The following is a 22,452-nucleotide window of genomic DNA, read 5'->3' as shown; positions in this document are numbered from 1 at the left end:
GCCCTTCGGGATCGGGAGGAAAAGGGGAGGCAGCCATGAGCGACCAGAAGACACATTTTCGGACCTGCAACATATGCGAAGCCATGTGCGGGCTGATCGTGACACATACCGATGACGCGGTCCTATCGATCAAACCGAACCCGGAGGATCCGCTGTCGCGGGGGCATATCTGCCCCAAGGCTATTGCCCTGCAGGATTTCCGCACCGACCCGGATCGGGTAACAACGCCGCTGAAGAAAGTCGATGGCACATTCGTGCCGATTTCCTGGGACGAGGCCTATGACTATGCTGTCGAGCGGCTGAGCGCAGTTCAGGATGCCCATGGCAAGGATGCGGTCGGCGTCTACCTGGGGAACCCCAATGCGCATAAGTTCGGCAACCTCTTGACCCTGCCCCGGCTGGTCAAGGCGCTGGGGACGCAGAACCGCTATTCCTCGGCCACCGCAGACCAGATCCCCCATCACGTCGCCTCGATCCACATGCTGGGCCATCCGATGCTGATCCCGGTGCCGGATGTCTCGCGCACTGATTTCATGCTGATCATCGGCGGCAATCCCCTGGTGTCGAACGGGTCGATGATGACCGCGCCCGGATTTGGCAGACGGATGGAGGAGATCCACGCACGCGGCGGGCGCACCGTAGTGGTCGACCCCCGGCGCACCGAAACCGCCGACAAGGCCAGCGATCATCTGTTCATCCGCCCCGAAACCGACGCTTTCCTCTTGCTGGCGCTGATCCACGAGGTCTTTGCCACCGGGCTTGAACGTCTCGGCGCGCTGGAGCCTGTGGTCCGGGGAATGGATGCGCTGCGCAAGGCCGCAGAGCCATTTACGCCAGAGCTGGCCGCCGAGCGCACCGGGATCCCTGCTGGAACCATCCGCAAACTCGCTCGTGATTTTGCCACCTCGAAAACCGCCGTCTGCTATGCCCGCATGGGAGCCTCGACACAGAGCTTCGGCTCGATCTGCCAATGGGCCAGCAATGCGCTCAATATCATCACCGGCAACTTCGACAGTCCCGGCGGGGCGATGTTCACCACACCCGCGCTGGATTATGTCGGCATGACCAGCCGCAAGGGCCGCGTGCGCAGCTATCCGGAGAAACGCTCGCGCGTGTCGGGCCAGCCGCTGTACAACGGCGAATTCCCCGTCTCGGTCATGGCCGAAGAGATGGAAACACCGGGCGATGGGCAGATCCGGGCCATGGTGACAGTGGCCGGAAATCCGGTTCTGACCGCGCCCAACGGCCTGCGCATCGGCAAGGCGATGGAGGGGCTCGACTTCATGATGTCGATCGACCTGCATATCAACGACACCACGCGCCATGCCGATCTGATCCTGCCCGCCACCGTCGCGCTGGAAGAACATGTCTATGACATGGTCTTTCACAGCTTTGCCGTGCGCAATACCGCAGCCTTTGCGAAGCCGATTTTCCAGCCCCCCAATAACAACCCGCAGGAATGGGAGGTGATCTCGACCTTGGCGGCGCGTCTGAGTGGCAGCAACAGCATCGGCCCATCGCCAGAAGAGATGCTGGCGTTGCTGCTGCCGCAGGGGTACCACAGTGACAAGGTCAGCATCGCTGCCATGCTGGATGCGAAAATCGGGTCCATCGACCTAGGCCCGCTGGTGCCCAACCTTGCGGACCGGCTGGAAACAGCGGACGGTCAGCTGAACCTCGCACCAGAGGCCTTTGTGGAGGATCTGGAGCGGTTGCACTCTTTTGCCCCTCCGGTGACGGCAGATTTTCCGATGCTGATGATCGGGCGCAGGCAAGTGCGCAGCCACAACAGCTGGACCCAGAACAGCAAGCGCCTGGTCAAGGGCCGCAACCGCTGCACCGTGCAGGTAAACCCCGCCGATGCCGCGCGTCTGGGCCTGAGCGAGGGGCAGGACAGCCGCGTCCAAAGCCGCGTCGGCCAGGTGACACTGCCGGTCGAGATCACCGACGAGATTGCACCGGGCGTGGTTTCGATCCCACAGGGGTGGGGGCAAAGCGGCGCGCATCTGTCCGTTGCCACCCAGGTTCAGACCGTTTCGATCAACGATCTTACCGACGATCTGCGCATCGATCCGGTCAGCGGCAATGCGGCCTTCAACGGCGTGCCCGTGGCGCTTCAGCCCGTAACGCAGAACGGGTAACCCCTTGCCTACCCCATGAAAATGACCTCGGCCAGTTCAGTCTTGATCTGGCCGGGCACTGCCATCGTTTCACGACGAGGGTCGGCGCGAATCTACGCAAAAGAATAGGTCGCTACCCTTCGGTATATCCCGCATCGCCTTCGGCGCTTGAACACCGCAAAAGTGCCTTCCCGGTGAACGATTGCTCCCGGGGGGCCGAATTGACTCAATACCCTTAAAATTCGAATTTGGATTCAACGAAATTTGACCGGCATTTTAGTCGGCATTGCGGAAAGAGTGGGAGAAACGGATGCGTAAGAACCTTCTTGCCAGAAAAGAAAAAGCCCCGCGGAAAGTCAAATTCCTGGCGGAAATCGATCGGCTCATTTGCTGGACTGATCTGGCAAGTCTTGCGGAACCCTGCATCGAAGAAGCAAAGGACGCTTCGGTCACAAAGGCATCCCTTGAGGCCTTGGTCCGTATCGCAGTCCTGGACCGCTGCTTTGGCTTCAAACGCGAAGAGCTGTTGAAAATGGAGCCTGCGAATTCGGCAGCCCAGTGTTCCGAAACCGGGCAATCCGCGCCAAGCCAGGAAGACGTTGAGAGCTTCTTTCAGATCATCGCGCGCTGCAAGTCGCGGGGCCACATCATGCAAGAACTCGACCGCCAATTGGCGCGCGTGGGAATCAGCCGGGGCCGAACGCTCAGCATTGTATGAAGCCGCCGCCTTTTGTGGCCCATCACGTCAGGCTGACAAAGGAGGATTCAATCCATTTGGACTGGCACAGTCTGTCGCTTCTAAGCAACCATGCAAAACATGCGACGTCCGCCGACCTTTTGGATTTCAGTCACAACACCGCTATACATTCTTGCACCAATAGCTTATACGCGGCCAATTGTTGGCTTTGGCTCCGCATGTCGCGCTGCCGAAAGAGCCGTGCTCGCTCCTATAGAAAAAAGCAGACCCTCCTTTGAAACAAACACTCGCTATGGCGCTGGAGCGCCGTGGATATGATACACTTACACCCGTTCAGGAGGCCGTGACCGACCCCTCCCTCGGCAACGCGGATCTTTTGGTCTCGGCGCAGACCGGATCGGGCAAGACCGTTGGATTTGGCCTCGCCATCGCTGGCGCAATCCTGGGCGAGGAAGAGCGTTTTGGCCCTGCGGCCCTGCCCCTTGCCCTGATCATCGCCCCCACCCGCGAGCTGGCCTTGCAGGTGAAACGCGAACTCGGCTGGCTCTATGGCGAGGCGGGCGCACAGGTTGCCTCTTGCGTGGGCGGGATGGACATGCGCGACGAACGCCGCGCGCTGGAACGCGGCGCTCATATCGTTGTCGCGACGCCCGGCCGCTTGCGCGATCATATCATGCGCGGCTCGATCGACCTCTCTGATCTGCGGGCCGTGGTTCTGGACGAGGCTGACGAGATGCTGGACCTCGGCTTTCGCGAGGATCTGGAGTTCATCCTTGGTGAATCCCCCGAAGAGCGGCAGACGCTGCTGTTTTCGGCCACCGTTCCGCGCGCAATTGCCGAGCTTGCCAAAAGCTATCAGCGCGACGCGATACGGATTTCGACCGTGGCCGAGAAATCCCAGCACAGCGATATCGAATACCGCGCCATGGCCGTTGCCCCGCGCGATGACGAGAACGCCATTATCAACGTCTTGCGCTACTATGAGGCGCCCAACGCCATCGTCTTCTGCAACACGCGAGCGATGGTCAACCGGCTGGTAACGCGCCTGTCGAACCGGGGGTTCTCGGTCGTGGCGCTATCGGGTGAACTGTCACAGGCAGAACGCAGCCACGCCCTGCAGGCCATGCGCGACGGGCGCGCCCGTGTCTGTGTCGCCACCGACGTGGCCGCACGCGGGATCGACTTGCCGAATCTGGATCTGGTCGTCCACGCGGAACTGCCGTCGAGCCATGAAACCCTGCTGCACCGCTCGGGCCGTACGGGCCGCGCCGGACGCAAGGGCGTCAGCGCGCTGGTGGTGCCCCAGAAGGCGCGCAAAAAGGCCGAACGCCTGTTGAAAATGGCCAAGCTTCAGGTCAACTGGGGCAATGCGCCCTCTGCCGAAGAGGTGAGCGCCCGCGATGGAGAGCGGATGCTGGAAGATCCGATCTGGCAGGACGCGATCAGCGCCAGTGAACAGCCCATGGTCACTCAGCTGGCCGAGAAATTCTCGACCGAACAGCTGGCTGCCGCCTATCTGCGGCTTTGGCGAAGTGGGCGTTCTGCCCCTGAAGAGCTGTCAGAAGCAGATGCCAAGCCGGAACCGCGCGCGCCCTTTGGCCCCAGTGTCTGGTTCTCTATTGCCACAGGCCGCAATGACGGTGCCGATCCGCGCCGCCTTTTGCCCATGCTGTGCCGGGCCGGAGATATTACCAAGTCCGACATCGGTGCGATCCGCATCCAACAGGACGAGACCTTTGCCGAGATCCGAGAGAGCAGTGTTGACGGTTTTCTCGGCGCACTCGGCGCCGAGATGGTTCTGGATGACGGCAGCAAGCTGACCCGTCTGGACGAGGCCCCGAACCTGCCTGCCGGACGCCCCTCGGGTCCGCGGAAGTTCGACGGCCCCAGATCCGGCAAGCCGGGACCAAAACGCCCGCATCGTGGCAAGGGTGACTTCGAAAAACCCGAAGGTGAGCGCAGACCGCGCCCGCCGCGCCCGGATAAGCCGCAGCAGGACAAGCGCCCACGCTGGGACAGACCCGAAGCCGAAGCACCGCGTGAACCGAATGCCGTGGTGAAACCGCGTGGGAAATCCGCCGGCAAGTCGGCCGCAAATCCGACAAGCCGACCAGGCGCTGGCGACACCAGCAAGAGCCTGCGCGGAAAGGACAGTGGCAAACCGCGCTCCGGTGCGGGCCGCCCGAAAGGGCCGCCACCGCCGAAGGGCAAGCCAAGCAGCAAGAAGAACAAGGCACGTGCTGCAACGACCAAGGCTGGAAAAGGTGCTCCGGGCGGGTTTACGAAGCCAAAACGCCCAAAGGCATAAAAACAAGGGGCAGAGGAAATCCTCTGCCCCGTTTTTATTGTTCTGAAAGCGGCGCCATCGACCGCCAGGCCCGGAACAAGAACATCAGGATCAGGCACAGGAAGAACAGGCCAAAGAAATCCCCGATCAGATAGGCGACGTAGTTCTTTGGCGCGTTTCCGTAGGCAAGGTTGCTCAAGACCGACGACACCACCGAGATCAACAAACCTACAATCATTATGATGGCCCAACGCGGCCGACGCCCAGCCTTGGGGGAAAGATCCCAGCCAAGTTTTTTCGAAACATGGAAAACGGCCGCCGGAACCAATACGGCGCTGAGTACCGCAGCCATTCGGTGAGGCTCAAAAACGCCCCAACCGGCAAAATACGCGAAAACGGCCAGAACACCGGGAAACAGCGCCAGACTGGAACGCCAGCCCAGCAACCAGGCCGACAGAACCTTTACCCCATGCGGGAGAAACAGAAGGCTCGCCTTATTTTCCAGCCCCGGGAACAAGCTTTGCTGAACGGGCATGACAACAGCGAAGGTTATGAAACTGGCCACCAGATAGAATAGCGAAACCGCTGTTGTCTCTACCGCCAGGTTTTTCAAATCCCGCTCCCGCCATCATCCGCGTCATTTCCCCAGACTATTTTGGCGCCTTGACGAGATACCTGCCGCGGCTCGCACTGCCGCTCTGTTCCAGATACCCTTTCCCGACGAGCGATTTCAACGCACGAAAGAACGTAGGGCGCGACATGCTCGCAACGATGGCATGTTCGCGGATCCGGTTGGTCCGCACACTGTCCGCGGCACTGGTACAATCACTGGCAGCATAGTACACATCCCGCTCGACCGTGGATAGGTCCTGTAGCCCCATGGCATGTTCCATGTCAAGCATCAGCTTGCGCAACTCGGTTAGTTTGGAAATATCAGACATAGTGTCCTGTTCAATTAGTACCTTATACGACTGTAGATAATAGACTAAATTTTTCACCATGTGAAACGCGATTTAGTATCACGTTGACACAATTCTCCTATGCGATAGTATAGTTTTGTTCGGTAGCTTCAAAAAACCGTGAGTGGTGGGCGCCGTACATACTATTTTCAGCATCCAAACATTTTTCTGGCGCGGTTCCATCAGGTGCCGCGCCTTTGGTTTCAGAACACTGTCCGATGCACCATATCAGGGATCATTGACCAGAGTGATGAAGGGCTGGACCTGGCCACAGGACCGAAAGGGGCGCACTGGGCCTCTGGCCACGCACACCAGAGCCGCTCAAAACGGGCCGTCTCTGTAGCTCGGACAGCAGGGCGCGTCAGTCGTGCCGAGTGACCACCAGACGCTTTTATATCAAAAAATCAAAATGTTATGTGTTTTCGAGTAACCGGCTTCCGACAGCATCTAAAGACATTGAAGCTGTCTGGTTCGTGCATCGCAATGTGATGGAAATGGTGCCGATGATAGGACTCGAACCTACGACCCACGCATTACGAATGCGTTGCTCTACCAGCTGAGCTACATCGGCGCAGAAGGTTCTTTAAACGATGGCGAGTTGCCGCGCAACGCAAAATGCTTGTGGTGATCGGCGAGGAAACACAGGAGGTTCGCGCCGTCACCCAAAACGACACGGCCAACGCATCGCGATACTGCGGGCGCGCGGTCCGGCGAAGGTGAAGCGGGCACCAACGCCGAAACCGGACCGAAACCAAGATGCACTGTGTGAATTCGCCAGGCCAACGGCCTCAGGGCACGGGACCGTGACCAGCGAAACCTTCTACAACTTGCGCAGTCAGGACACCCTGATCGAAAAATAGCGCATCCACGACACCCCGTCAGGCCGCGCAGCGCGTTGGACTACCACCCGCGCCGCAGAGCATCGTTCCATTGAATCAGCGACCGGCCATGCACGATCAATTGGCCCGGACCGCCCGATCGGGGCTGGCCATATAGGCCTCGTAGTTCCGATCCAGTTCCGCTTCGTCGTGCCCGATCGCGGTGCTGAAGCCATCCATGGTTGCCTTGAGCTGACCGGCATCTTCAACCAGCTTGGAGCAGGTCTCGTAGACCTCATTCGCCTTTGAGGCATTATCCAGTGTTGTGCGGCCCAGCTCATTCATGCTGGAGTCGATTTCCTGCAGGCTCAGCGACTGGCGGGAAATGACAGCTGAGATCTCGGCCATCACCTGAGAGACATCCAGCACCCCTTCGCGGATACCGGACAGGCTTTCGCCCGTCGCGCGCACAAGATCGCTGCCGTCGTTCACATGGATCGAGCTGTCGGCGATCAGCGATTTGATTTCAGTCGCAGAATCCGACGCGCGGGCCGCAAGAGAGCGCACCTCGGAAGCGACCACCGCAAAGCCGCGACCCGCTTCACCGGCACGGGCTGCTTCGACCCCGGCGTTCAGCGCCAGCAGGTTGGTCTGGAAGCTGATGTCCTCGATCACATCGACGATCTTGGCAATCTTGGAAGAAGAACTTTCGATCCGCTCCATGGCCGCAATCGCCTTTTCCACCACAAGGCCGCCCTGCTCGGCGTCCTTGCGGTTGGTTTCGGAGCGCTCGGTGGCTTTATTGACCATGTCGGTGGCTTCGAATGTGCCCGAGGTGACATGGCTTACCGCCGCGACGGCCTCTTCCAGGGTGGCAGCCTGCTGTTCGGCGCGGTTTGCCATTTCCTGCGTCAGAACAGAGGTTGAAGCGATCTTGCCGGCTACCGAGTGGGATCGGGTCGTGGCGTCGGACAGGATCCCGGACCAATGGGCGATCAGGTTGTTGTAAGACTTGCGAATGCCATCGAAACGGGGCGGGATACCGTCCTCGACCCGGATCGGCTTGGCCAGATTGCCCTTTTCCAGTTCATGAATGCCCGCGGTCAAAACATCCAAAGCCTTGCTCTGTTCAGCGTGCTGGGCCTTGAAATAGGAATCGATCACCCGCTCGCAATCCGCAAGCATCACCTGATTGAGAAGCTGCACCTGCGTGGACAGGGCTGCCCGACCGGTCAGACGTTTACGCACCAGCACATCGATCATGTCAGCCCCGGCCGAAGAATAACCCCCCAGATATTGGATGAAGGGCAGGCGCAGATCGTAATGGACCTTACCGACCCGCGCAGCGGAGTCGAAATACTCCTGCTCAAACTTGCCCGAGAACAGCCGCTGCCAATGGGCCTTTTGGGCCGCTTTTGCATGGGCAACGGTCTTTTCGTCGGGAAAGAATCTCCGGGTTTCTTCCCGCTCCAGCACGCGCTTGTAGAAACGCTCCAGCACCGCATCCATATGCGGCAGCAAGAGCTTTCCAATCTCGGTAATCTTGGCTTTGCTGTCGGGATTCAAACCAAACCACTGAAAAAAACTCTGATGATCGGAAGATGGCATTTCGGGCTCTTGCTTATTGGACAGTATATGCGCCGTTCTGCCACCCAGACCTTTTACAACATCTTAAATTGATACATGCGATATGCCAATTTTCACATGTAAGTGACTATTTTTTATGCACTTTAATTCTACGATAAATCGAAACGCAGCGCAATTTGCCTGCCACAGGCAACCCAGACGTGCGCCGTACAGGATTGTGTCACACGACAGGTTTTCACATGGTTAGAGGGTCGCCACGGTTTGGATGACGTGGCGTGGCAACAGATCCTGCTCAGAGGGCTTAAGGGCGGGCCGATGGCATGCACCAGACGCGCATGGCCTGATCAAGGCCACGAATATCCTGCGCGTCTCGCACCACGAAAGCCTCCAGCAAATCCGGCGCCGCACTTTCGGATAGAACCTGTTTGCGCAGATCGTCGCTCATCACGATCCGGGCCTTGAGCGGGCGGGTCATCTCTTCGAGGCGCGCTGCCACGTTCACGGCGGTTCCGATGACGGCATATTCCAGCCTGTTTGCGCCGATGTCGCCCAATACCGTCTCACCATAATGGATGCCGATTCCGGCGCAGATCTCGGGCTCGCCACGGCGGCGGCGCTCCCGGTTCCACTCGTCCAATGCCTCTTGCATGGCAAGGGCGCAGGCCAGGGTATCGGTTGCGTCCTGCGGCCCGGCCATCGGTGTGCCGAATGTCGCCATCAGACCATCGCCAAGGTATTTGTCCAAGGTACCGCGATGACGGAAGACCTCGCGCTCCATCCTGCCATGGAATTCGCGCAGCAGCTCGATCACCCGGTGTGGATCCTGCCCCGCGCTCATCCGGGTGAAGCCGACGATATCGATGAAAAGCACCCCCACATCCTGGCTACGGACCTGTTTCAGAGGCTCGTCATTCTGCGACAGCTGTTTCACTACATTGGGCGAGAAATAGCGCGACAGGTTGGCCCGTTCCCGTTCCAGCCCCGCATTGTTCATCAAGAGCGTGCTGAACCGACGCGAGGAGATCCCAAGCGTCACGGCCACCAGCAGGAAGACAAAGATCTCCTGGATGCGCAGGGGAAAGCCAAAGTTGTTCGGGTCCATCTCGATGGCCAGCTCGGTCCCGGCACCAAAGGCGGCCGCGGCTGCGGCAGCCAATTCGGGGAAAGGTGTGGCGAAATACCAGGCAAGCCCCAGAGCGACCGCCCACATCACCGAGGTCCAGACGCCGATGGCAATTACCGTACGCCAGGAAAACGCCAGGGTGCCGCCTGCAAGGATGACGAAGAAATAGATAAAGTTGTCGAACCTGTACTGCATGGCCAGCGGCAGGGTATCGGGGCTGAACGGATTGGGGGCCACGATACCCACGGTCATGATCAACAGATCGAGGAAGATCAAAGACAACTCGGCGCGGGACCGGCCCACGCGGCCAAACCGCTGGATCAGCCAGCCGTTCACGCACAGCAGAAACAGAATGAAGTGATAATAAAGGACATCCCAGGCCGGGTTGACCGCCACCAGAAAGACCGAGATGACCCCCATCGCGACAAAGCGCGCCCGAACTGCCAGTTCCAGTCCTTCGCGCTTGTGCGCCGCAAGAGCATCAGCCGCATATTGGCTGTCCCCGACCGGATCAGCCACCTGATCGGTCTTCACCTGCCCTGTGCTCAGACTGGTATCTGCCGCCGTATCCGCCATTTTCCGTTCCTTCGTTCCCGTAAGAACAATAGGCATCGGCAGGCTCGGGCGCACCCCCTATCGGAGGTCTTGAGACAAAAAGGCCCCGCCGATACGGGCGGGGCAAGGTGAGGCACCCGGCCCCGGACCAGACAGGTCGGGGCGCAGGCACCAGCGGTGTTCTTTTGGGTATTGTCAGAGGATCGGACTGCCGATCAGTTCTGCATTTCCGCGCGGATCTGCTGGCGCAGAACATCGATGGGAACCGTCTTTCCATCGCGGCGGAAGCACCAGTAGGTCCAGCCGTTGCAAGAGGGCGCGTTCTCCAGATGGGCACCGACCTGATGGATCGATCCCTTGATGTTGTCGCCGATCAGAGTGCCATCGGCGCGCACCTTGGCCTTGTGGCGCTGGTTCATGGAAAACAGCTCTTCGCCGGGACGCAGCATGCCGCGCTCCACCAGCTGGCCAAAGGGGACGCGCGGCTCGGCCCGTTTGCTGGCCGAGACCTGCAAAGCTTCGCGGTCGAACTTGCGCACAGCCTTGATGCGTTTGGCAGCCACCTCGCGGTAGGCTTCCTCCTGCTCGATCCCGATGAATTCGCGGCCCAGCATCTTGGCCACGGCGCCGGTGGTGCCGGTGCCAAAGAACGGGTCAAGCACCACGTCGCCCGGATTGGTCGAGCCAACGAGAATACGGTGCAACAGCGATTCCGGTTTCTGCGTCGGATGCGCCTTGTCGCCGTTCTCGTCCTTCAGGCGCTCGTGCCCGGTGCAGATCGGCAGCACCCAGTCGCTGCGCATCTGGATGCCTTCGTTCAGCGCTTTCAGCGCCTCGTAGTTGAATGTGTATTTTGCGCCTTCGGACTTGGACGCCCAGATCATCGTCTCATGGGCGTTGGTGTAGCGCTTGCCGCGGAAGTTCGGCATCGGGTTCGATTTGCGCCAGATCACATCGTTCAGGATCCAGTAGCCTTCGTCCTGCAGCGTCGCGCCGACCCGGAAGATATTGTGGTAGGAGCCGATCACCCAGATCGAGCCGTTCGGCTTCAGGATCCGGCGCGCCTCGCGCAGCCAGGCGCGGGTGAAATCGTCATAGGCGCGGAAGCTGTCGAATTGATCCCAGTGATCATCGACCGCATCCACCTTGCTGTTGTCGGGGCGGTGAAGCTGCCCTTTGAGCTGCAGGTTATAGGGGGGATCGGCGAAGATCAGATCGATGGAGTTTGCCGGAAGTCCGGCCATGACCTCGATGCAATTGCCACCAAGAATCGCGTTTAGAGGGAGCGCGGCTGCGCCCTTCGTCATGGTTTTGTTCATTTGCTCTGCCTCAATAACCACGGCGCTTTTTGCGCTCATTTTGGTTATCCACAGGATGAGTCATCCCGGATTCGAGGTCAATTTGTTTTTTAGAACAAGAGGCTGCGGTTCACTCTTGATACAATATCTTGTGGACCGGCTTGAATGAACGCCGATGATGTGGTGTCACACCCAAGTCTACTAGCGCCTCGCGGTGTTGTTTGGACGGATAGCCTGCGTTTTTCTCCCATCCATATCCTGGAAACTGTTGCGCCAAATCCACCATGATCCGATCGCGGGCCAGTTTGGCAACAATCGAAGCCGCCGCGATCGACAGTGATTTGCCGTCCCCTTTGACCACCGCTTCGGCCGAAATCCTGAGGCCCTTTGGGATCAGGTTTCCGTCGATCAGCAGGTAGTCAGGCTGGGGGTCAAGGGCGGCAACGGCGCGCTCCATTGCGATGTGCGAAGCCCGCAGGATGTTATGGGAATCAATCTCTTCCACCGTTGCATGGGCGATGGACACCGTGGCCCGCTCAAAGATCTCTGCCTCCACCGCTTCGCGCTTTTTCGCGCTCAGCTTTTTGGAATCGTTCAGGCCCTCGGGGATGTTTTCGGGATCCAGGATCACCGCGGCGGCACTCACTGGCCCGGCAAGCGGGCCGCGGCCCACTTCATCCACTCCGGCGATTCTGACATGACCCCGCTCAAGGGCCGCTCTTTCCAGGCTGTAATCCGGCATATCCATCCCCCTGTCAGACCCAAACCCGCGCCGATTTGCAAGGGATGCATGGCGCAGGAACACAAAAAGAGGGGCCAGCGGCCCCCTCTTGGATCAAAGCGGAACGCCGCTCATCTTTGCACCAGTCGGTATCCCTTCCGCTGGAGGCAACGCGGCTTGTAGCCCGCGCGGTTGCGCTGCCCGTTCCAGAAGGTCACGCGGCAGGACTGCGGAAGGCTGTGCATATACTGATAGTTTTTTCGCAGGCATTTCTGCCCCAGCAGGGTGCGCGTGTTGCTGTAGCGCGGGAAGTAGCGCACGCATTGCGCAGGCAGATCGTATTTCGCAACATGCGGCGGCAACGGGCGCGGACCGGGATGGGGCGGGCGCGGCGGGGTGACAACCGAAGGATTGGCACGTCTGTCGTGTCGCGCATCGTTGATGGCCGCCCCCAGGATCCCAAGCAGCGCCGCACCCGCGATGAACTTCAGAACGTCTTCATCGGCGCGGGCCGGTGCCGCTGAAAACCCAGTCACGGCGAGCGAAAGCGACAGAACCAGCGTGATGAACTTGCGGTGCTGATTGCGGGGCGAAGAGAAAAGAGACATGGCAAAGCCTTTCGGTATGGGGCGCGTCGCTGCCGCTCATGGGCATGCACCAAAAGAGAAGGTGATGGCGCGGAGCAAGTGATCCGAGCCGGTGATCCGACCCTCGCCCCGCCCTCGCCGGACAGGCAATAACGGCGCCCTGCTATCCGATATCAGCCCGCCCAACGCGCTGTTGTTATTGAATATCGGCGCAATCGCGCGCAGGGTTGCCTCATGAAACAGATCCTCCTGATCCCCCTTCTTGCTCTGGCCCTTGTGGCAACTGCCCCGCAGGCCCGCGCGGCGGATTGCTATGCCGATTACAAGGCCAAGCAGGACAATCCGCTGAAACTGCACTACGGCGTCATTCAGCTGTCCGGCCCCTGCGAGAAAGGCGCCGCAGGCCGGGAAATCGCCGTCCGTCTTGCCCCGGTGGGCTGGACACTTTTGAATGTGATCTCGCTCTTTGGCCCCGAGGGGCTGCAACAAAGGAAGGCCAATGCGGGCTCCTACTTCCTCCGTTTCTGAAATGCGCGCGGCCGGCGGGCGGGTGATCACCCTCGGCATCGGCGCCATCGTCGGCATCCTTGTGATCGCGGGTACCCTGCTGCTCCTGACCCTGCCCGACGCCAATGCCTTCAACGCGCGGGTCGAGCGGGTCTTTGTCGAGAACGACCTGACCAGCCAGGCCGAGATCAAGCTCCTGGAAATCCTCGCCCAGTCCGGCACCGCCTTTGCTGATACTCTGGCCAGCTATCGCATGGTGATCTTTGTCTTGCTGATCTTTGCCACCGCGATGCTGATCGCCGCACTGGTGGTGCTGGCGATGCTTTTGATGCTGAACCGGCGTATGGCCCAGATCGAGCGGGCGGGCATTCAGGTCAACGAGTTGCTGATCAGCCGCGAAGAGAACACCGTCTATCTCAACAGCATGGGGTTCAAGCTGACCCCGGCAGCGATGGAGACCCTCTCGGCCCTCGCCGAGGCGCGCATGGACGACGATGTCTTGTCAGGCGCAGAAATCGAAGCGGTGATTTCGGGTCGCCACAGCAGTGATTGCGACGAGGCCGCAGGCGCCACCCGCATCAAACGCCTGCGCGATACGTTGGGCAACCAGATGGTGAGCGAACTTCTGGTCAAGAACATCGCCAAACGCGGCTATGTACTTGCCATCAGCAAGGACGTGATCCGCATGGTCTGACCGCGCCCTACCGCTCTGCCCTGCACATCACCTGTGCGAGAGCGCCTGCCGCGACCTCTGGAAAACCGCGCGTTTCGGGTCCATATTGGCGGCCTGCCGTCCCGAAGAGGTCGTTTCCCAAATGAATGTTCATGTTGCACCACCCACCGGGGGCTATGGTATCCTTGTCGAACCGCTGAGCGGTCCGGTGCGCGTCTATCGCAATGGCGTGCTTCTCGCGGAAACCACGGCCGCGAAGGTGATGTATGAAACCCGCCTGCCGCCCTCGGTCTATTTCCCGCGCGAGGCCATCCAAGTCCCTCTGTCGGACCACGTGGGCCTGCAGACCTTCTGTCCCTTCAAGGGCACCGCCTGCTACCATGACCTCAAGCTGCAGGACGGGCGCGTGGATAACGCCGTCTGGATCTACGAGCAGACGCTGCCTGAGGCCGCCGGGATCGCGGGCCATGTGGGCTTTGTCTGCGATGAGAAAACCCACATCGACCTTGGTGACAATGAGATCACCCCGCCCGATCACGGCAATATCTCGGGCCCGCTGATCGACTGGCTCCTGCGGGAGGCGGCGATGCTGCCAACGCCCGAGGACTTCACCAGGGCGCTGGCGCAAAAACTGCGCGAACAGGGCGTGCATCTGACCCGCCTGTCGGTCCTGTCCTGGTCCCTGCACCCGATGATCGCAGGGAAAAACTACGTCTGGAAACAAAGCACCGACGATATCACCGTCCTCGCACCCAGCTATGACATTCTCAGCTCACCCGAATATCAAAGCAGCCCCCTGCGCCATGTCTCGCAGGGGCTGGGTGGCGTGCGCCACCGGCTGCACCGGGATCTGCCGGATGACGCCTTCCCGATCCTGCAGGATCTGCGCGAGGAAGGCGCGACCGACTATGTCGCCATGCCGCTTCCCTTCTCTGACGGGCGCATCAACGTCATGACCGTCGCAAGCGATCATCCCGACGGCTTCACCACCGCCAACCTCGGCCTGATCTTCGAATGCTCTGCCGTGATTGCCCGCTACTATGAGGTCTTCATGCAGCGCGAGAACGCGCAGTCGCTGCTGGAAACCTACGTCGGAAAACGTTCCGGTGCCCGCGTTCTGGGCGGTGAGATCCGCCGCGGCGACGGGGATGAGATCGACGCCGCCATCATGTTCTGCGATCTGCGCAACTCCACCCGGCTGGAAGAGGAGCTGGGTCGCCGCGCCTATATCCAGCTCTTGAACGGGTTCTTCGAAACCGTTTCGACCATCGTGCACGACAATGGCGGCGAGGTGTTGAAATTCATCGGCGACGCTGTGCTGGCGGTCTTTCCGGCCGATCCGCACAAGAGCTTCCGCGCCCGCAAGCAGGCGCTGACATCGGCCCGCGCCATCGTCGACGCCCTGCCCGCCCTTGCGGAGGAGACCGGCCTCGAGACACTCCACTGCTCCACGGGGATCGCCTATGGGTCCGTGACCTATGGAAACGTCGGATCGCAGGAGAGGCTCGATTTCACCGTGATCGGCCAGGCCGCCAATGTGGCGGCGCGGCTTGGTGAATACGGCAAATCGCTCGGCCATCAGATCGTGGTCAGCGCCGATGTTCTGAAGGATCCCTCCACCGCCATCCCGCTGGGCGAGGTCGAGCTGCACGGAGTCTCCCGCCCGGTGAACAGCTACGCGATCAGGGCGGCCTGATCCTGACGCGCGCTGGTGAGGGGTCAAGGGCCGCATCGCGGCCGCGCGACAGCGCGGTTCACCCTTGAGGCGTCACCAGCGGGCATGACCATCGACAGGGTCCGCCTGAGGGCAGATCTGCCCCTCAGCGGACCTCTCAGCAGATCCTTCTTCGCTGCCCGAAGGGCAGCGCCCGGCCCAAGGCCGCACAAAAGGGAGTTGGCGCAGCCGACCCCCTGCGGGCGCGGGAGCACCCCACCATTGTTGTCCTGCCTTGGCTGTGATTTGGTCATTCCCATGTTCTTATTGGCTCATTCTTCATGACACGCCCCCCAGACCCATCTCCAGATAGGCCCTCCCCTTCGGACCCAGACCCGGACGAGCTCCCCGGCTGGCTTTCTGTCCTGATCCTCACCTGGCCAGCCTTGCTGTGGGCTGTTGGCTTTGCAGTCGTTCAGATTGCCACCCTGACCGGTTGCAAGACCCTGGCAAAGGGGCCCGAAGCCTGCACCGTCTTGGGCGCCGACATCGGTGGATTGCTCCACAGCCTTTTATGGATGAGTTGGTTCTTGCTGGCGGGTGCCATTTTCTGGGTGCCGATCGGGTTGGTTCTGATCGGCCTTATTCGCTACCTGCGCCGCAACTCTTTCTGATCCAAAGAGACACGAGTGGCACGCCAGCGCCAAGCATGCTGCATCATTTCGACCGTGTCAGACCAGCAGCCACAACAGCGCGGTCAGCGTCACAAAGGCTAGGCTGGTGGCGGTCAGCATGGCGAGGCTCGCAGCCCCCTCCACCCCCTGCCGCTGGGCCAGCACCGTGTAGATCCCGAACATCGGCATCGCCGCCGACAGGATCACCGCGCTGTGCAGCTCGGGCTGTAGCGTCACCAGCCCCGCGCCAAGCAGAACCGCCGCACCCCCCGCCACCAGCGCCGGGTGCAAGAGCAGCTTGCCAGCTGCGATCTGCGCCGCGAGGCTGCGGTTGCCGTGCATCGGCAGACCCACCAGCGAGCCACCGATCACCACCAGCGACAAGGCCCCGGCCGAGGCTGCCAGCATATCCACGAACCGCAAAAACGGCCCCGGCAGCGAAAGCCCGCTGGCGGACACCACCAGACCCAGCGCCAGCGCGATCAACATCGGCATCTTCGCCATGTTCCACAGGATACCGCGCAGCTTTGGCAGCAACCTCTGACCGGGAGCGCTGGCCGCAAGCTCCATCAGCAAAAGACAGGCGGGGATCAGGATCAGGTTCTCGACCAGAAGGTTCAGCGCCAGGATCACCCCCGCAAGGTCGGGAAAGACCAACAGCATGATCGGATAACCGACAAAGCCGTTGTTGGGACAGGTCGATCCCATCACTCCCAGCGCCCGACGGCGCGGATCGACGCCACGAAGGGTGAACAGCCCATAGGCCACAAGAATGGTCATCAGCCCGCCAAGGGCATAGATCAGCACATATCCCGGCTGAAACACCTCCGCCGGGCTACGTGCGGCCACAGCGGAAAAGATCAGCGCAGGCAGGGCGATGTTCAGAACATAGGATCCGAACCGGCGCATGTCCTCGGGGGCAAACCAGCCCTTCCAGACGATGAGATAGCCAAGGCCCAGCGCCGCATAGATCGGAAATGTGATGGCAAGGATCGCGCCCATGGGACAGACCCTCTTAGCCGATCACACCCTGATTTTCGCCGATCTGTCCACGATGCAGAAGCAGGTGATCGAGGATAACGCAAGCCATCATCGCTTCGGCCACCGGCACGGCGCGAATACCGACGCAGGGATCGTGGCGCCCCTTGGTGATCACCTCGGCCGGAGAGCCATCCTTGCGGATCGACTGGCGCGGCGTCAGGATCGAGGAGGTCGGTTTGACCGCAAAGCGCACCACCACATCCTGACCCGTGGAAATACCGCCCAAAATCCCGCCTGCGTGATTGCTGGAATAGACCGGCTGGCCATCGTTGCCCATGAAGATCTCATCGGCGTTTTCAGACCCTTTCAGACGCGCGGCATTCATACCCTCGCCAATCTCGACGCCTTTGACCGCATTGATCGACATCATCGCCGCCGCCAGATCGGTGTCCAGCTTGCCATAGACAGGCGCGCCAATGCCTGCGGGCACGCCGCGCGCGACAACCTCGATCACCGCGCCGACGGAATCATGCGCCTTGCGCAGGGCCTGCAAGTAGTCTTCCCAGTCCTGAACCGCACCCGCATCGGGGATCCAGAAGTCATTCTGATCGATGGCGTCCCAATCAAACCGCTCGCGGTCGATCTCCATCTCGCCCATGGCGACCATGTAGCCCTTGATTTCCAGCCCCGGCACCAGCGCTTTGATCGCCTCGCGGGCAACACCGCCCGCAGCCACCCGCGCTGCGGTTTCCCGCGCCGAGGAACGCCCGCCGCCGCGATAATCGCGATTGCCGTATTTCTGGTAGTAGGTGATATCCGCATGACCGGGGCGAAAGGTCTGGGCGATATCGCCGTAGTCCTTGGACCGCTGGTCGGTGTTCTCGATCATCAGCTGGATCGGCGTGCCGGTGGATTTGCCCTCGAACACACCCGACAGGATCCTGACCGCATCGGGTTCGTTGCGCTGGGTCATGTTCTTGTTCTGCCCGGGGCGCCGCTTGTCGAGCCACTGCTGCAGCATTTCCGGTTCAATCGGCACGTTCGGCGGGCAACCATCGACGGTGGCGCCCAGCGCGGGACCGTGGCTTTCACCCCAGGTGGTGACGCGGAAAAGATGGCCAAAGCTGTTCATCGACATGGGGGCGGTCTCCTTTGCGAAACGTGCTTAGCGGCGGGGCGGGCATGGCTCAAGTGCAATTGCGCCTGCTGCGCACGGTGCGGCAAGGCCCCGGTCACCTGTTTCGCGCGCGAAACATTCCGCTCTTCCTTGTCTTTCCGCTGCACGCAGCCTAGTTTGCGGCTCACCTCGGGGTGCGCTGCGGCGCTGAGAGTACACCCGTTGAACCTGAACCGGCTCATACCGGCGGAGGGAAGGTTTTGGAGCAGCCCCGCACGTCAGGCCCTCCCCTTGCCCGTCGCCGCAAAGGAGGATGCCATGAAGTATTCTGTTTTTGCAGCGGGACTGCTGGGCGCATCGGCGGCATTTGCCGAGACGCCCGAATTGACCGTTTACACCTACGACAGCTTTGTCTCCGACTGGGGCCCCGGCCCGGCGGTTGAGGCCGCGTTTGAAGAGGTCTGCGGCTGCGACCTGAAACTGGTCGGCGCGGGCGATGGCGCCGCGCTGCTGGCGCGCGTCAAACTGGAAGGCGCGCGCTCGGATGCCGATGTGGTGCTGGGGCTGGATACCAACCTCACCGCCGCCGCAAAGGACAGCGGGCTGTTTGCCGCGCATTCCGTCACCGCTGACTACGACTTGCCCATCGCCTGGGGTGACGACACATTCGTTCCTTATGACTGGGGCTATTTTGCCTTTGTCCACAACGCAGACGCCGATGTTCCGGGTGATTTCAAGTCGCTGGCCGCAAGCGACACCAAGATCGTGATCCAGGATCCGCGCTCCTCCACCCCAGGGTTGGGCCTTCTGATGTGGGTAAAGGCCGCCTATGGCGATGAAGCCCCCGCGATCTGGGAAGGTCTGTCTGACAATATCGTCACCGTCACCAAGGGCTGGTCCGAAGCTTACGGCATGTTCCTTGAGGGCGAGGCGGACATGGTGCTCTCCTACACCACCTCCCCCGCCTATCACCTGATCGCCGAGGAAGACGCCGGCAAGGCGGCCGCGTCGTTCGCCGAAGGGCACTATATGCAGGTCGAGGTTGCCGGAAAGCTGGCCGCAAGTGATCAGCCCGAGCTGGCCGATCAGTTCCTGCAGTTCATGGTTTCGGATGCCTTCCAGTCGATCATTCCCACCACCAACTGGATGTATCCGGCGGTGACCCCGGCAGGCGGTCTGCCCAAGGGGTTCGAGACCCTGATCACCCCGGAGAAATCGCTGCTGCTGCCTGCGGATGAGGCTGCGGCGGTGCGTGACGCGGCGCTGGACGAATGGCGCGGCGCGCTCAGCCGCTAAGCCCGGCTGCGGGATATGGCGCCGCTGCCCTTGTGGCGGCGCTGATCCTTGGCACGCTGGCGGCAGTTGCCCTGCGGGCCGAAGCCGGGCGGGGCCTGAGTTCCGCCGACTGGGCGGCCGTGCGGTTCACCCTGGTACAGGCGAGCCTGTCTGCCCTGTTCAGCGTCACACTGGCAGTCCCCGTTGCCCGCGCGCTGGCGCGGCGGCGCTTTAAAGGCCGGTCTATGCTGATCGCCCTTCTGGGTGCGCCCTTCATCCTGCCTGTGATCGTGGCCATCCTTGGCCTTCTGGCGGTCTTTGGCCGTGCGGGTTGGGTCAGCGATGCGCTGGCGCTGTTCGGGCTGGAGCCGCTCAGCATCTACGGGCTGCATGGCGTGGTGCTGGCGCATGTGTTCTTCAACCTGCCGCTGGCCACCCGGCTGATCCTGCAGGGCTGGCAAGAGATCCCAGCCGAACGCTTTCGCCTTGCCGCGCAGCTGGATGCAGGGCCGCGCGCCATGTGGCAGCTTCTGGAAGCGCCGATGCTGGCCCGCGTCGTACCGGGCGCGCTGGCGGTTGTCTTTGCGATCTGCCTGTCGAGTTTCGCCGTGGCGCTGACCCTCGGCGGAGGCCCCAGCGCCACCACCATCGAGCTGGCGATATTCCAAGCCTTCAGCTTCGATTTCGACCTCGGGCGCGCGGCGCTTTTGTCGGGGCTGCAACTGGTGCTGACCGCTCTGGCGGCAACGCTGGCCCTGCGCGCGCCGGTGGGTGAGGGGTTCGGCACCGGCCTTGACCGGATGCTGCGCCGCTGGGACGGGCGCAGCGCAATGGCGCGGGGCCTTGATGCCTTTTGGATTGTCTTTGCAGGCCTGTTCCTATTGCTGCCTTTGCTGGCGGTGGTTCTGTCTGGCTTGCCCGGTGTTCTGTCCCTGCCTGCTTCGGTCTGGCAGGCGGCCTTGGCCTCGGTCCTTGTGGCGGGGGCGAGCACCCTGATCCTGCTGGCGCTGGCGCTGCCGATGGCGCTGGCGGCTGCCCTTGGTCGGCCTTTGCCCATGGAGATCGCGGGGCTCTTGGGTCTTGCCGCCTCGCCCCTTGTGATCGGGACAGGGCTGTTCATCCTGATCTACCCCGTGGCCAGCCCATTTGCGCTGGCGCTGCCGGTGACGGCGCTGGTCAATGCGGTGATGGCGCTGCCCTTTGCCCTGCGCATACTGGTGCCCGCCTGCCGAGACGTGGTTCAGCGGCATCGCAAACTGGCGCTGACGCTTGATATGCGCGGCTGGCCCTTCCTGCGCCATGTGGTGCTGCCACGCCTGCGGGCGCAGATCGGCTTTGCCGCAGGGCTTGCCGCGGCGCTGTCGATGGGAGATCTTGGGGTCATCGCCCTTTTTGCCGACCCCGAAGTCGCCACCTTGCCCTTGCAGGTCTATCGCCTGATGGGCGCCTATCAGATGCAGGCGGCGGCCGGGGCGGCGCTGCTCCTTTTGGTGCTGTCGATGGCGGCATTCTGGATCCTGGACCGAGGAGGCCGCTGGCATGCTGAAGCTTGATCGCATCCGTATCGACAACGGCGGTTTTACCCTGACGGCGGATCTGGAGATCCCGCGTGGCGCGCAGGTGGCGGTGATCGGCCCCTCGGGCGCGGGGAAATCCACCTTGATCGAGGCGATTGCAGGCTTTCTCCCTCTCGTTGCTGGCCGTGTCATTTGGGAGGGTGCGGATCTGACCAACCACCTGCCCGGAAAACGCCCGGTGGCGATGCTGTTTCAGGACGGCAACCTGTTTCCCCACCTGACAGCAGCGCAGAATGTGGGTCTTGGTGTGAAGCCGAACCTGCGGCTGACGGATGCCGAACACGCCCGAGTGCAAGAGGCGCTTACCCGCGTCGGCCTTGAGGGGATGGAGTCGCGCAAGCCCGCTGCCCTGTCTGGCGGGCAGCAAAGCCGTGTCGCACTGGCGCGGGTGCTGGTGCAGGCGCGGGATATTCTTCTGCTGGATGAACCCTTTGCGGCGCTGGGGCCTGCCTTGAAGGCCGAAATGCTGGATCTGGTCGCCGAGCTGGCGCAGGAGAGCGGCGCAACGCTGTTGATGGTGAGCCATGATCCGAGCGATGCCCGCCGCATCGCCGATCAGGTGGTATTGGTGGCCGAGGGCACAGCCCATGCGCCACAAGACACGGCAGAGCTTTTGAACAACCCGCCGCCTGCCTTGAAGGCCTATCTGGGGTAGTTTGTTTTCGGAAGTGCAGTTCAGCGTCCGACCGAGGTGGGAGCGGAACGCGCCCGCCGTGGGGGCGGGCGGACGCGTGCCTGCCGCTGAAGCGGCAGGCTGTTGGTCACACACAGAAAGGTTTACGCAGCCTGCGCCAATCCCTTTGCCTGTGCCCGCGTCCTGGTGATCATCAGCGCGGCCTGGGCGGCCTCGCGGCCCTTTTGCACGAAATGGTCGCGGTAGATTGCCATGTGATGATCGGTCTCCTGGAAGTGATGCGGCGTCAGCGAGACGGACAGCACCGGCACCCCGGTGTCCATCCCTGCGCGCATCAGCCCGTCCACTACAGCCTGGGCGACAAAGTCATGGCGATAGATGCCGCCATCCACCACCAGCGCAGCACAGGCCACGGCGGCGTATTGCCCCGTCTTGGCCAGTTCCTGAGCCATTAGCGGCATTTCAAAGGCGCCGGGCACGTCAAAGACATCGATCTGATCGGCCGGGATCAATTCCTGAAACCCCTCCAGCGCGCGATCGACGATATCGGCGTGCCAGTTGGCCTTGATGAATGCATATCGGGTGTGTGTCATGGGTATCTCCTTTAG

General features: G+C 61.5%; 20 protein-coding genes, 1 tRNA gene and 1 riboswitch. Of the genes, 10 read left to right on the top strand and 11 right to left on the bottom strand.

Annotation, left to right across the window (positions count from 1 at the left end; all coding sequences use genetic code 11):
• Positions 1–35: 35 nt before the first annotated feature.
• The 3 genes from AADA15_RS15505 to AADA15_RS15495 all read left to right on the top strand — a co-directional run bounded on the left by AADA15_RS15505 (position 36) and on the right by AADA15_RS15495 (position 5,125).
• Entirely contained in the window at positions 36–2,141 is a 2,106-nt protein-coding gene (locus AADA15_RS15505; protein ID WP_341642462.1) for a molybdopterin oxidoreductase family protein, read from the top strand.
• Between the two features lie 289 nt (positions 2,142–2,430).
• Positions 2,431–2,838 carry a hypothetical protein gene (locus tag AADA15_RS15500; RefSeq protein WP_341642461.1) on the top strand — a complete coding sequence of 136 codons (408 nt, stop codon included), beginning with the start codon at positions 2,431–2,433 and terminating at the stop codon, positions 2,836–2,838.
• Positions 2,839–3,091: 253 nt separating this feature from the next.
• A complete protein-coding gene (locus tag AADA15_RS15495; protein ID WP_341642460.1) occupies positions 3,092–5,125 on the top strand; it encodes a DEAD/DEAH box helicase in 2,034 nt (677 codons plus the stop codon).
• A 34-nt stretch (positions 5,126–5,159) separates the two neighbouring features.
• Here the strand turns inward: AADA15_RS15495 and AADA15_RS15490 are convergent, their stop codons facing one another.
• From AADA15_RS15490 to AADA15_RS15455, 8 genes are all read right to left on the bottom strand, one after another.
• On the bottom strand, positions 5,160–5,717 hold the full coding sequence (locus tag AADA15_RS15490) for a hypothetical protein (protein ID WP_341642459.1): 558 nt from the start codon (positions 5,715–5,717) through the stop codon (positions 5,160–5,162).
• Between the two features lie 37 nt (positions 5,718–5,754).
• The gene (locus AADA15_RS15485; RefSeq protein ID WP_341642458.1) at positions 5,755–6,045 is read right to left on the bottom strand and encodes a hypothetical protein; all 291 of its coding nucleotides are present in this window, start codon (positions 6,043–6,045) and stop codon (positions 5,755–5,757) included.
• Between the two features lie 513 nt (positions 6,046–6,558).
• Positions 6,559–6,634, bottom strand: a tRNA-Thr gene (locus tag AADA15_RS15480).
• 385 nt (positions 6,635–7,019) lie between these two features.
• Entirely contained in the window at positions 7,020–8,489 is a 1,470-nt protein-coding gene (locus AADA15_RS15475) for a methyl-accepting chemotaxis protein (RefSeq protein WP_341642457.1), read from the bottom strand.
• A gap of 280 nt (positions 8,490–8,769) precedes the next feature.
• A complete protein-coding gene (locus tag AADA15_RS15470) occupies positions 8,770–10,167 on the bottom strand; it encodes an adenylate/guanylate cyclase domain-containing protein (RefSeq protein ID WP_341642456.1) in 1,398 nt (465 codons plus the stop codon).
• Between the two features lie 194 nt (positions 10,168–10,361).
• Complete coding sequence (locus AADA15_RS15465) at positions 10,362–11,465, bottom strand: site-specific DNA-methyltransferase (protein WP_341642523.1); 1,104 nt, start codon at positions 11,463–11,465, stop codon at positions 10,362–10,364.
• 109 nt (positions 11,466–11,574) lie between these two features.
• Positions 11,575–12,192 (bottom strand): ribonuclease HII, encoded by a 618-nt coding sequence (gene rnhB / locus AADA15_RS15460; RefSeq protein WP_341642455.1) that lies wholly within the window; start codon positions 12,190–12,192, stop codon positions 11,575–11,577.
• A 104-nt stretch (positions 12,193–12,296) separates the two neighbouring features.
• Positions 12,297–12,773, bottom strand: a complete 477-nt coding sequence (locus tag AADA15_RS15455) for a hypothetical protein (RefSeq protein ID WP_341642454.1) — start codon at positions 12,771–12,773, stop codon at positions 12,297–12,299.
• 213 nt (positions 12,774–12,986) lie between these two features.
• On the opposite strand from AADA15_RS15455, the gene AADA15_RS15450 reads away from it, so the two are divergent.
• The 4 genes from AADA15_RS15450 (at position 12,987) to AADA15_RS15435 (ending at position 16,260) form a co-directional block, all read left to right on the top strand.
• The gene (locus tag AADA15_RS15450) at positions 12,987–13,280 is read left to right on the top strand and encodes a hypothetical protein (RefSeq protein WP_341642453.1); all 294 of its coding nucleotides are present in this window, start codon (positions 12,987–12,989) and stop codon (positions 13,278–13,280) included.
• The gene (locus tag AADA15_RS15445) at positions 13,252–13,953 is read left to right on the top strand and encodes a winged helix-turn-helix domain-containing protein (protein WP_341642452.1); all 702 of its coding nucleotides are present in this window, start codon (positions 13,252–13,254) and stop codon (positions 13,951–13,953) included. The genes AADA15_RS15450 and AADA15_RS15445 overlap by 29 nt, the downstream gene beginning before the upstream one ends.
• Before the next feature lie 121 nt (positions 13,954–14,074).
• Positions 14,075–15,628, top strand: coding sequence for a DUF427 domain-containing protein (locus AADA15_RS15440; protein WP_341642451.1), 1,554 nt, complete (start codon positions 14,075–14,077; stop codon positions 15,626–15,628).
• A gap of 299 nt (positions 15,629–15,927) precedes the next feature.
• Positions 15,928–16,260 (top strand): hypothetical protein, encoded by a 333-nt coding sequence (locus tag AADA15_RS15435; RefSeq protein WP_341642450.1) that lies wholly within the window; start codon positions 15,928–15,930, stop codon positions 16,258–16,260.
• A gap of 57 nt (positions 16,261–16,317) precedes the next feature.
• On the opposite strand, the gene AADA15_RS15430 is transcribed toward AADA15_RS15435, so the two are convergent.
• On the bottom strand, positions 16,318–17,262 hold the full coding sequence (locus AADA15_RS15430; protein ID WP_341642449.1) for an AEC family transporter: 945 nt from the start codon (positions 17,260–17,262) through the stop codon (positions 16,318–16,320).
• Positions 17,263–17,275: 13 nt separating this feature from the next.
• Positions 17,276–18,379, bottom strand: coding sequence for a chorismate synthase (gene aroC / locus AADA15_RS15425; RefSeq protein ID WP_341642448.1), 1,104 nt, complete (start codon positions 18,377–18,379; stop codon positions 17,276–17,278).
• 159 nt (positions 18,380–18,538) lie between these two features.
• Positions 18,539–18,630: riboswitch (TPP riboswitch) on the top strand.
• A 46-nt stretch (positions 18,631–18,676) separates the two neighbouring features.
• Between aroC and thiB the strand changes: the two genes are divergently transcribed.
• From thiB to AADA15_RS15410, 3 genes are read left to right on the top strand one after another with little or no spacing between them, the layout of a single operon-like run.
• The gene (gene thiB, locus AADA15_RS15420) at positions 18,677–19,654 is read left to right on the top strand and encodes a thiamine ABC transporter substrate binding subunit (RefSeq protein ID WP_341642447.1); all 978 of its coding nucleotides are present in this window, start codon (positions 18,677–18,679) and stop codon (positions 19,652–19,654) included.
• Entirely contained in the window at positions 19,630–21,186 is a 1,557-nt protein-coding gene (locus AADA15_RS15415; protein WP_341642446.1) for an ABC transporter permease family protein, read from the top strand. Before thiB ends, AADA15_RS15415 begins: the two co-directional genes overlap by 25 nt.
• On the top strand, positions 21,173–21,865 hold the full coding sequence (locus AADA15_RS15410; RefSeq protein ID WP_341642445.1) for a thiamine ABC transporter ATP-binding protein: 693 nt from the start codon (positions 21,173–21,175) through the stop codon (positions 21,863–21,865). Before AADA15_RS15415 ends, AADA15_RS15410 begins: the two co-directional genes overlap by 14 nt.
• Positions 21,866–21,987: 122 nt before the next feature.
• On the opposite strand, the gene AADA15_RS15405 is transcribed toward AADA15_RS15410, so the two are convergent.
• Positions 21,988–22,437: a 6,7-dimethyl-8-ribityllumazine synthase gene (locus tag AADA15_RS15405; protein ID WP_341642444.1), complete on the bottom strand. Its 450-nt coding sequence runs from the start codon at positions 22,435–22,437 to the stop codon at positions 21,988–21,990.
• Positions 22,438–22,452 lie beyond the last annotated feature (15 nt).

This window comes from Phycobacter sedimenti (assembly GCF_038148855.1).
GTDB classification, from domain to species: domain Bacteria; phylum Pseudomonadota; class Alphaproteobacteria; order Rhodobacterales; family Rhodobacteraceae; genus Phycobacter; species Phycobacter sedimenti.
The sequence above is the reverse complement of the archived record's forward strand: the minus strand, read 5'-3'. Positions and strand labels throughout refer to the sequence as shown.

Bases quoted from the DNA above. Each gene is read 5' to 3' on its own strand.
- AADA15_RS15505 (WP_341642462.1), top strand. From the start codon at position 36: ATGAGCGACCAGAAGACACATTTTCGGACCTGCAACATATGCGAAGCC.
- AADA15_RS15500 (WP_341642461.1), top strand. From the start codon at position 2,431: ATGCGTAAGAACCTTCTTGCCAGAAAAGAAAAAGCCCCGCGGAAAGTC.
- AADA15_RS15485 (WP_341642458.1), bottom strand. From the start codon at position 6,045: ATGTCTGATATTTCCAAACTAACCGAGTTGCGCAAGCTGATGCTTGAC.
- AADA15_RS15475 (WP_341642457.1), bottom strand. From the start codon at position 8,489: ATGCCATCTTCCGATCATCAGAGTTTTTTTCAGTGGTTTGGTTTGAAT.
- AADA15_RS15470 (WP_341642456.1), bottom strand. From the start codon at position 10,167: ATGGCGGATACGGCGGCAGATACCAGTCTGAGCACAGGGCAGGTGAAG.
- AADA15_RS15465 (WP_341642523.1), bottom strand. From the start codon at position 11,465: ATGAACAAAACCATGACGAAGGGCGCAGCCGCGCTCCCTCTAAACGCG.
- rnhB (WP_341642455.1), bottom strand. From the start codon at position 12,192: ATGGATATGCCGGATTACAGCCTGGAAAGAGCGGCCCTTGAGCGGGGT.
- AADA15_RS15455 (WP_341642454.1), bottom strand. From the start codon at position 12,773: ATGTCTCTTTTCTCTTCGCCCCGCAATCAGCACCGCAAGTTCATCACG.
- AADA15_RS15450 (WP_341642453.1), top strand. From the start codon at position 12,987: ATGAAACAGATCCTCCTGATCCCCCTTCTTGCTCTGGCCCTTGTGGCA.
- AADA15_RS15445 (WP_341642452.1), top strand. From the start codon at position 13,252: ATGCGGGCTCCTACTTCCTCCGTTTCTGAAATGCGCGCGGCCGGCGGG.
- AADA15_RS15440 (WP_341642451.1), top strand. From the start codon at position 14,075: ATGAATGTTCATGTTGCACCACCCACCGGGGGCTATGGTATCCTTGTC.
- AADA15_RS15435 (WP_341642450.1), top strand. From the start codon at position 15,928: ATGACACGCCCCCCAGACCCATCTCCAGATAGGCCCTCCCCTTCGGAC.
- AADA15_RS15430 (WP_341642449.1), bottom strand. From the start codon at position 17,262: ATGGGCGCGATCCTTGCCATCACATTTCCGATCTATGCGGCGCTGGGC.
- aroC (WP_341642448.1), bottom strand. From the start codon at position 18,379: ATGTCGATGAACAGCTTTGGCCATCTTTTCCGCGTCACCACCTGGGGT.
- thiB (WP_341642447.1), top strand. From the start codon at position 18,677: ATGAAGTATTCTGTTTTTGCAGCGGGACTGCTGGGCGCATCGGCGGCA.
- AADA15_RS15415 (WP_341642446.1), top strand. From the start codon at position 19,630: ATGGCGCGGCGCGCTCAGCCGCTAAGCCCGGCTGCGGGATATGGCGCC.
- AADA15_RS15410 (WP_341642445.1), top strand. From the start codon at position 21,173: ATGCTGAAGCTTGATCGCATCCGTATCGACAACGGCGGTTTTACCCTG.
- AADA15_RS15405 (WP_341642444.1), bottom strand. From the start codon at position 22,437: ATGACACACACCCGATATGCATTCATCAAGGCCAACTGGCACGCCGAT.